The following is an 8,675-nucleotide window of genomic DNA, read 5'->3' on the forward strand; positions in this document are numbered from 1 at the left end:
GGCCTGGGCCGCGGCGGGGCTGGTTGCGGCGGCGATCGCCTGGCCGGACGCGCGCAGCAGCGCATCCGGCGAGCCGAACGCGTCGAGCAGTGCCTGCAGCACGGCGGGTGCGAGGCCGGGCGCATGCGCGAGCTGCAGCCACGCACGCAGCGCGGAGGTGGTCAGCACTTGCGGCGACATGAGACGCTCCTCGAATGCGGCGGCCAGCGGACCGCGTGGCGCCATGATAAAATTTTCATCATCCGAAATACTCGACAGGGCCGCGCGCGCAGGCGCCCGGCCAATTGCAGGAGGCGTGATCCGCGGCATTGATTCGCCGCGCGTCCGCCTCATCTTCATTGCATCCCGGCGGCACCGCCAGCTGGCCGGATGGCCGATGCGGCATGCCGCCCCACCGAATACCGAACGCCATGGCTTTACTCAATATTCTTCATTACCCCGACAAGCGGCTGCACAAGGTCGCAAAGCCCGTCGACAAGGTCGACGACCGGATCCGCAAGCTCGTCGCCGACATGGCCGAAACCATGTACGCAGCGCCCGGCATCGGCCTGGCGGCCACGCAGGTCGACGTGCACGAGCGCGTGATCGTGATCGACGTCTCGGAGGAAAAGAACGAGCTGCGCGCGTTCATCAACCCCGAGATCGTGTGGTCGAGCGACGAGAAGCAGATCTACGAAGAGGGTTGCCTGTCGGTGCCCGGCATCTACGACGAAGTCGAGCGTCCCGATCATGTTCGCGTGCGTGCGCTCAACGAGCAGGGCGAGACCTTCGAGCTCGACTGCGAGGGCCTGCTGGCCGTGTGCGTCCAGCACGAGATGGATCACCTGATGGGGCGCGTGTTCGTCGAATACCTGTCGCCGCTCAAGCAGACGCGCATCAAGACGAAGATGAAGAAACTCGAACGCGCGATGTGACGCGCGTTCGCCCTGCCCGATCCCGAAAGCTGTCATGACCCATACGTTGCGCGTGATTTTTGCCGGCACGCCGGAATTTGCCGCGGCTGCCCTGGCCGCGATCCACGAGGCCGGTTTTTCGGTGCCGCTCGTGCTGACCCAGCCCGATCGTCCTGCCGGGCGCGGGATGAAGCTGCAGGCAAGCGCGGTGAAGCGCTACGCCGTCGAGCACGGGATGCCCGTCGCGCAGCCGCCGTCGCTGCGCCGCGCGGGCAAGTACCCGGCGGAGGCGGCCGACGCTATCGAGCTGCTGCGCTCGACTCCGCATGACGTGATGGTGGTCGCCGCATACGGCCTGCTGCTGCCGCAGGAGGTGCTCGACATTCCGCGTGGCGGCTGCATCAACATTCATGCATCGCTGCTGCCGCGCTGGCGCGGCGCCGCGCCGATCCACCGCGCGATCGAGGCCGGCGACGCCGAGACGGGCGTCACGCTGATGCAGATGGACATCGGCCTCGACACCGGCGCGATGATCGAGGAGGCGCGCATCGCGATCGCGCCGGACGAGACGACCGCGACCCTGCACGACCGGCTCGCTGCCGAAGGTGCACGACTGATCGTCGACGCGCTCGTGCAGCTCGAGCGCGATGGTGTGCTGCCGGCCACGCCGCAACCGGCCGACGGCGTGACCTACGCGGAAAAGATCGGCAAGCATGAAGCGGCGCTCGACTGGCGCAAGCCGGCCGATGTGCTCGCGCGCCAGGTGCGTGCGTTCGATCCGTTCCCGGGCGGCGTCGCGACGCTCGATGGCGCGGCGATCAAGCTGTGGGCGGCCGAGCCCGTGGCGGCGCGCGGCGACGCGCTGCCCGGCACGATCGTCGAAGCCGCGCCGGAAGGCGTGGTCGTCGCGTGCGGCAGCGGTGCGCTGCGCATCACGCAGTTGCAGAAGCCGGGCGGCAAGCGGCTGCCCGCCCGCGAGTTCCTGGCCGGTTCGCCGCTCGCCGCGGGCCAGCGTTTTGCGCTGACCGACGTTGCCTGAGGCGGCCTGACCGCCATTCGACACGGCCTGCCGGGCGTGCGCAATCGGCCGGACGGCCGAGTCGCGCGGTGCGGCAGGCGCGCGTAGAATTTCCCTGCGCTCTCCGGTTTCGAGGTTTTCATGTTCGGCATCACCCATTTCGGCTTCTTCGTGCTGGCAGTCTTCCTGCTGAACGTCACGCCCGGCCCCGATACGGCTTATATCGTCGGCCGCAGCGTCGCGCAGGGCCGTGGCGCGGGGCTGATGTCGGCGTTGGGCATTTCGGCCGGCTGCTGCGTGCACGCGCTCGCCTGCGCATTCGGCCTGACCGCGCTGCTCGCGGCATCGGCTGCCGCGTTCACGGTGATCAAGCTGGTTGGCGCCGCCTACCTGATCTACCTCGGCGTGCGGATGATCATCGCGAAGCAGGCGGGCGAGCCGTCGGGCAAGGCGGCCGCGCAAGCCGCGAAGCCGCTGCGCCAGCTGTTCATGCAGGGTTTCTGGACCAACGTGCTGAACCCGAAGGTGGTGCTGTTCTTCGTGTCGTTCTTCCCGCAATTCGTGTCGGCCGACAGCCCGCACAAGGCATTGGCGTTCCTGACCCTCGGCGGCGTGTTCGTCGCGATGAGCACGGTGTGGACCAGCCTCGTCGCCTGGGTCGCGGGCAGTGTCACGGCGCGCTTTTCCGGCAAGCCGGGTGTCAGGAAGTGGCTCGACCGTACGGTCGGCAGCGCTTTCGTCGGCCTCGGCCTTCGTCTTGCGGCATCGCAACGCTGAGATTGAATTTTTCCGGCAAGACCTTATCTAACAAATCGCTTACAATTTCCCGCCGTGCCTTGTGATGTGCGGCGGGTCCCCTGACGGATAAGGAGTGGGTATGTTCAATTGGGTCAAAACGGCGATGCTGATGGCCGCGATCACGGCCCTGTTCATCGTGATCGGCGGGATGATCGGCGGCTCGCGCGGCATGACGATCGCGCTGCTGTTCGCGCTCGGCATGAATTTCTTCTCGTACTGGTTCTCCGACAAGATGGTGCTGCGCATGTACAACGCGCAGGAAGTCGACGAGAACACGGCGCCGCAGTTCTACCGGATGGTGCGCGAGCTGGCCACGCGCGCGAACCTGCCGATGCCGCGCGTCTACCTGATCAACGAGGATGCGCCGAACGCGTTCGCGACGGGCCGCAACCCCGAGCACGCGGCGGTCGCCGCGACGACGGGCATCCTGCGCGTGCTGTCGGAGCGCGAGATGCGCGGCGTGATGGCGCACGAGCTTGCACACGTGAAGCATCGCGACATCCTGATCTCGACGATCACCGCGACGATGGCGGGCGCGATCTCGGCGCTCGCGAACTTCGCGATGTTCTTCGGCGGGCGCGACGAGAACGGCCGGCCGGCCAACCCGATCGCGGGCATCGCGGTCGCGCTGCTCGCGCCGATCGCCGGCGCGCTGATCCAGATGGCGATCTCGCGGGCACGCGAGTTCGAGGCCGACCGCGGCGGCGCGCAGATTTCCGGCGATCCGCAGTCGCTCGCGACCGCGCTCGACAAGATCCATCGCTATGCGGCAGGCATTCCGTTCCAGGCGGCGGAAGCGCATCCGGCCACGGCGCAGATGATGATCATGAATCCGCTGCATGGTGGCGGATTGCAGAACCTGTTCTCGACGCACCCGGCTACCGAGGAGCGCATCGCGCGCCTGATGGAGATGGCGCGTACCGGCCGCTTCGATTGAGCCACGGCAGCCCGTGCGGCAGTTGCCGCTCGGGGGCCGCCATGCCACCCCGCACGCTTCGCGCTGCGGGGTTTTCATTTGTGCGTGCCGTAAAGGGGCCAAAGGGGCTGCAACGTCGCACGCTACAATGCCCGGTTTGGGACCGCGGGCCATGCGAGTGCCGCGATCCCGCCGTTTGCCGTATTTGCTTGCCGCGCTTGTTTGCCGAATTTGCTCCGATGACACGAACCCGTTCTACCGCTCCGTCTTCTTCCGGCCGCCCGGCGCGCCTGTCCGCGCTGCATCTCGCGCCCGATTCGCTCGGCTTCGCGCTCGACGCGGCCGCGCAGGCGGTCGATGCGGTACGACGCGGCACCGCGCTGCCGGCGGCACTCTCGGCGGTTTTCGCGCAGATGGCGTCCGGTACGCAGGCACTTGCGCGCGGGGCGACGCAGGACGTCGCCTACCGGACGATGCGCCGTCTCGGCAGTGCGGACTGGCTGATCGGCCGGCTCATCAGCAAGGCGCCGCCCGCGCACGTGCACGCAGTCCTTGCCGGCGCGCTCGCGCTGCTGCTCGATCCGGCGGACGAGGCCGCGTATCCGCCGTTCACGGTGGTCGACCAGGCCGTGACCGTGATCGGCGCCCGCCGCGAATGCGCGTTTGCGAAGGGGATGGTCAATGCGGTGCTGCGCCGTTTCCTGCGCGAGCGCGACGCGCTCGTCGCGGCGCTGCAGGACGATGTCGTCGCGCGCTGGAATTACCGCGCGTGGTGGGTCGATTCGGTGAAGCGCGCATGGCCCGACGCATGGCAGGCGATCCTCGCGGCCGGCGAGCGCCAGGGGCCGCTGACGCTGCGCGTGAATGCGCGCAGCGCGAGCGTCGACGCGTATCTCGATACGCTGCGGGCGAGCGGAATCGAAGCGACCGCGATCGGCAAGCATGCAGTGCGGCTCGCGTCGGCGCTGCCGGTCGATCGCATTCCGGGGTTTGCCGACGGCGTCGTGTCGGTGCAGGATGCCGGTGCGCAACTCGCAGCCGAATGGCTTGGTGCGCGTGACGGCATGCGCGTGCTCGACGCATGCGCGGCGCCCGGCGGCAAGACCGGTCATATTCTCGAACTCGCCGATGCGGAAGTCGTTGCGCTGGAAAGCGACGCCGCGCGCGCGGCGCGGATCGGCGAGAACCTCGTGCGGCTGTCGCTCGCGGCGGACGTGTGCGTCGGCGACGCGGGTGCGCCCGACGCGTGGTACGACGGGCGCCCGTTCGATCGTATCCTGGCCGACGTGCCGTGCTCGGCGTCCGGTATCGTGCGTCGTCACCCGGACATCCGCTGGCTGCGTCGCGAGGCCGACATCCCGGCGCTCGTCACGGAACAGCGTCGCATCCTGTCGGCGTTGTGGCCGCTCGTGAAGCCGGGCGGCGAACTGCTTTACGTGACCTGTTCGGTCTTCCCCGAAGAAGGCGAATTGCAGGCCCGCTGGTTTGAAGCGGCCTGTGAAGATGCGGTACGATTGGACGCCCCCGGCCAACTGCTGCCGGGCGGAGTGCAGGGAGGGGCGGCCGCCGGCGCACTCGACCAGAACACCGATCACGACGGATTTTTCTACGCGCGGTTTCAGAAACGGTGACGATCAAACACCTTTTTCCACTTCGGCTCGCGGCCGTCCTGATGGTCGCGTTGACGCTGTGCCTGGCTGTCGTCCGGCCGGCGCATGCCGAGTCGATTGCCGTGCAGCGCGCGTCGCTCCAGGCCGACGGAAGCGGCTGGAGCCTCGACGCCCGCTTCGATTTCGAACTGAACCCGAGCCTCGAGGATGCCGTCAACAAAGGCATTCCGGTGTATTTCACGACGGATTTCGAGTTGAGCCGTGCGCGCTGGTACTGGCTTGACGAACAGCCGGTATCGGTGTCGCAGACGATCCGCCTGTCGTTCCAGCCGCTCACGCGCGAGTATCGCGTGTCGACGGGCGGCCTGCAGCTCGGTTTCCCGTCGCTGAAGGATGCGCTTGCGGTCATCAGGCACATCACGTCGTGGCACGTGATCGACCGCAGCCAGGTGCGCTCGGGCGAAACCTACACGGCATCGGTGCGGATGCAGCTCGATACGGCGCTGATGCCGAAGCCGTTCCAGGTCGATGCGGTGAACAACCGCGACTGGACGCTCGGGTCGGACTGGAAGCGCTTCACTTTCACGGTGACCGAACGTGCTAAATAAAGTGCGCCGTGCGGCCAGCGGGAAGAGCCTCCTCGTTCGCGTGATCGTCTCGACCGTCGCGCTCACCGCACTGCTGCTGCTCGTGCTGCTCGCGGCCGCGAGCGCGAACACCGAATTCTTCGATCGCTACTACTCGTGGCTGTACGCGACGAACATCGTCGTCGCGCTCGTGTTCCTGCTCGTGGTGCTCGGGCTGATCGGGATGATCGTCGTGCGCCTGAGGAAGGGCAAGTTCGGCACGCGGCTGCTCGCGAAGCTCGCGGTGTTCTTCGCGCTCGTCGGCGTGGTGCCGGGCGGGATCATCTACATCGTGTCGTACCAGTTCGTGTCGCGCAGCATCGAGTCGTGGTTCGACGTGAACGTCGAGACGGCGCTGACGGCCGGCCTGAATCTCGGCCGCGGGATGCTCGATGCGTCGCTGTCCGATCTGCAGACGAAGGCGCGGCTGATGTCCGACCAGCTCGCGAGCGCCGACGCGAACACGAACGGCACGACGCTCACGCTGCTGCGGCTGCGCGACCAGTTCGGCGTGCAGGACGCGACGATCGTCGAGCCGAGCCGCGGCGGCTCGGGCGCGGCGCCCGACCTGCACATCGTCGCGCAGGCGTCGGGCAATTTCGCAGCGCTGATTCCGGACGACCTGCCGACGCCGCTGATGCTGAGCCAGGCGCGCGAACACGGCGCGTATGCGGCGATCGAGGGCGAAGTCGACGGCGACCCGCGCGCGCACGGCGCGAAGGGCGCGCTGCGGCTGCGCGTTGTGCGGCCGATTCCCGATGCGTCGACATCGCTGCTGCAGCCGGCGGAGCGCTTCCTGCAACTCACGCAGCCGGTGCCGCCCACCCTTGCCCACAACGCGGATGCCGTGCAGCGCGCGTATCGCGAGTACCAGGAAAAGGCGCTCGGCCGCACGGGGCTGCGCAAGATGTACATCGGCACGCTGACGCTCGCGCTGTTCCTCGCGACGTTCATCGCGATGATGCTCGCGCTCGCGCTCGGCCAGCAGCTCGCGCGGCCGCTGTTCCTGCTCGCACAGGGCACGAAGGAGATCACGGAAGGCGACTACACGCCGAAGCGCGAGATCAAGACGCGCGACGAGCTCGGCTTCCTCACGCAGTCGTTCAACGCGATGACGCGCCAGTTGTCCGAGGCGCGGCTCGCGGTCGAGAAGAACCGCGTCGCGCTCGAGCATTCGAAGACGTATCTCGAGAGCATCCTCGCGAACCTGACGGCCGGTGTGTTCGTGCTCGACCGTCAGTTCCGGCTGACGACGGCCAATCGCGGCGCCGAGCGGATCTTCCGGCAGCCGTTCAACGCGCTGATCGGCACGACGCTCGACCGGATCGGCGTGGCCGCCGGGTTCGGCGCGATGGTGCGCAAGGCGTTTGCCGATCGCGAGGCGGCATCCGACGGCGCCAGCGGCGATCGCGGCCACTGGCAGCAGCAGTTCGCGATCGAGGTGCCGGGCGAAGCCGATCCGCTGACGCTGCTCGTGCGAGGCACGCGCCTCGTATCGACGATCGAGGGGCAGGCCGACGATCCGCAGACGTCCGGTTACGTCGTCGTGTTCGACGACATTTCCGACGTGATTTCCGCGCAGCGTTCGGTCGCGTGGGGCGAGGTGGCGCGCCGGCTCGCGCACGAGATCAAGAATCCGCTGACGCCGATCCAGCTGTCGGCGGAGCGGTTGCAGATGAAGCTGTCCGACAAGCTCGCGCCGCCCGACGCCGATGTGCTCAAGCGCGGCGCGACGATGATCGTCAATCAGGTGGCCGCGATGAAGCGGATGGTCGACGATTTCCGCGAATACGCGCGCACGCCGCCGGCGGTGCTCGCGAACCTGCAGTTGAACGAACTGGCGAGCGAGGTGCTCGGGCTGTACGGGGTGGGCGAAGGCAAGAGCGCGATCGTCGCCGAGCTCGCGCCGTCGCTGCCGGTGATTCGCGGCGACGCGACGCAATTGCGCCAGGTGATTCACAACCTGCTGCAGAATGCGCAGGATTCGGTCGCGGAGACAGCGCATCCGCGTGTGTTGATCGAAACCAAGACAGTAGAATATGGCGATCCCGACGCCGAGGGCAAAACACGCGTCGCGGTACGTCTTACCGTGTCCGACAACGGGCCCGGTTTTCCGGCGCGCATCCTGACCCGCGCGTTCGAGCCTTATGTGACGACGAAGGCGAAGGGCACGGGGCTGGGGTTGGCCACGGTCAAGAAAATCGTCGATGAGCACGGTGCGCGGATCGATCTGCGCAATCGCATGCACGGCGAGACCGTCGAGGGTGCGCAGGTGTCGATTCTGTTCCTGCAGATGGCGAGCGATGCGCCAGGCGCCGAATCGGGCGTGCAGGACGGGACGGCTCCCGCCAAGACAAAAGCAAGTGAGCAGACAAAGGCAGCGTAAATGGCAACCATCCTGGTGGTAGATGATGAAATGGGCATCCGGGAATTGCTCTCGGAGATCCTCAGCGATGAAGGACATGTCGTCGAGGCAGCGGAGAACGCGCAGGCCGCGCGGGAATACCGGTTGAATCAGGCGCCCGATCTCGTGCTGCTCGATATCTGGATGCCCGATACCGACGGCGTGACATTGCTCAAGGAGTGGGCGGCGCAGGGGCTGCTGACGATGCCCGTGATCATGATGTCCGGGCACGCGACGATCGATACGGCCGTCGAGGCGACGAAGATCGGCGCGCTCGATTTCCTCGAGAAGCCCATCGCGCTGCAGAAGCTGCTGAAGTCCGTCGAGCACGGCCTCGCACGCGGTGCGGCGCCGGTGTCCGCGAACGCGGCGGCGAAGGCCGGTGCGGGGCAGCCGGCGGGCCCGGCGGC

The 8,675-nt window shown here is 67.5% G+C and carries 7 protein-coding genes and 2 pseudogenes; 8 read left to right on the forward strand and 1 reads right to left on the reverse strand.

Annotated features, from left to right (window positions below; genetic code table 11):
- Nucleotides 1–339 (reverse strand): annotated as a pseudogene (locus DPV74_RS36225) (DNA-protecting protein DprA); the annotation flags it as partial.
- A 71-nt stretch (nucleotides 340–410) separates the two neighbouring features.
- Between DPV74_RS36225 and def the strand changes: the two are divergent.
- The 8 genes and pseudogenes from def to esaR form a co-directional block, all read left to right on the forward strand.
- Nucleotides 411–914, forward strand: a complete 504-nt coding sequence (gene def / locus DPV74_RS36230) for a peptide deformylase (RefSeq protein ID WP_011353573.1) — start codon at nucleotides 411–413, stop codon at nucleotides 912–914.
- A 34-nt stretch (nucleotides 915–948) separates the two neighbouring features.
- Nucleotides 949–1,932 (forward strand): methionyl-tRNA formyltransferase, encoded by a 984-nt coding sequence (gene fmt / locus DPV74_RS36235; RefSeq protein WP_119338931.1) that lies wholly within the window; start codon nucleotides 949–951, stop codon nucleotides 1,930–1,932.
- A gap of 120 nt (nucleotides 1,933–2,052) precedes the next feature.
- The gene (locus tag DPV74_RS36240; protein WP_059700490.1) at nucleotides 2,053–2,688 is read left to right on the forward strand and encodes a LysE family translocator; all 636 of its coding nucleotides are present in this window, start codon (nucleotides 2,053–2,055) and stop codon (nucleotides 2,686–2,688) included.
- 100 nt (nucleotides 2,689–2,788) lie between these two features.
- Nucleotides 2,789–3,646 carry a zinc metalloprotease HtpX gene (gene htpX / locus DPV74_RS36245; RefSeq protein WP_006485774.1) on the forward strand — a complete coding sequence of 286 codons (858 nt, stop codon included), beginning with the start codon at nucleotides 2,789–2,791 and terminating at the stop codon, nucleotides 3,644–3,646.
- Nucleotides 3,647–3,864: 218 nt separating this feature from the next.
- A complete protein-coding gene (gene rsmB, locus DPV74_RS36250) occupies nucleotides 3,865–5,256 on the forward strand; it encodes a 16S rRNA (cytosine(967)-C(5))-methyltransferase RsmB (RefSeq protein WP_119338932.1) in 1,392 nt (463 codons plus the stop codon).
- The gene (locus DPV74_RS36255; RefSeq protein WP_027789300.1) at nucleotides 5,253–5,843 is read left to right on the forward strand and encodes a DUF4390 domain-containing protein; all 591 of its coding nucleotides are present in this window, start codon (nucleotides 5,253–5,255) and stop codon (nucleotides 5,841–5,843) included. The genes rsmB and DPV74_RS36255 overlap by 4 nt, the downstream gene beginning before the upstream one ends.
- Nucleotides 5,833–8,247 (forward strand): sensor histidine kinase EsaS, encoded by a 2,415-nt coding sequence (gene esaS, locus DPV74_RS36260; RefSeq protein ID WP_060082941.1) that lies wholly within the window; start codon nucleotides 5,833–5,835, stop codon nucleotides 8,245–8,247. The genes DPV74_RS36255 and esaS overlap by 11 nt, the downstream gene beginning before the upstream one ends.
- A pseudogene (esaR, locus tag DPV74_RS36265) lies at nucleotides 8,248–8,675 on the forward strand (response regulator transcription factor EsaR); the annotation flags it as partial.

The sequence above is a fragment of the Burkholderia sp. HAN2018 genome, from assembly GCF_024704855.1.
GTDB classification, from domain to species: Bacteria; Pseudomonadota; Gammaproteobacteria; order Burkholderiales; family Burkholderiaceae; genus Burkholderia; species Burkholderia cepacia.

Coding starts and splice junctions, on each gene's coding strand:
- htpX (WP_006485774.1), top strand. CDS start 2,789: ATGTTCAATTGGGTCAAAACGGCGATGCTGATGGCCGCGATCACGGCC.
- fmt (WP_119338931.1), top strand. CDS start 949: ATGACCCATACGTTGCGCGTGATTTTTGCCGGCACGCCGGAATTTGCC.
- DPV74_RS36240 (WP_059700490.1), top strand. CDS start 2,053: ATGTTCGGCATCACCCATTTCGGCTTCTTCGTGCTGGCAGTCTTCCTG.
- def (WP_011353573.1), top strand. CDS start 411: ATGGCTTTACTCAATATTCTTCATTACCCCGACAAGCGGCTGCACAAG.
- rsmB (WP_119338932.1), top strand. CDS start 3,865: ATGACACGAACCCGTTCTACCGCTCCGTCTTCTTCCGGCCGCCCGGCG.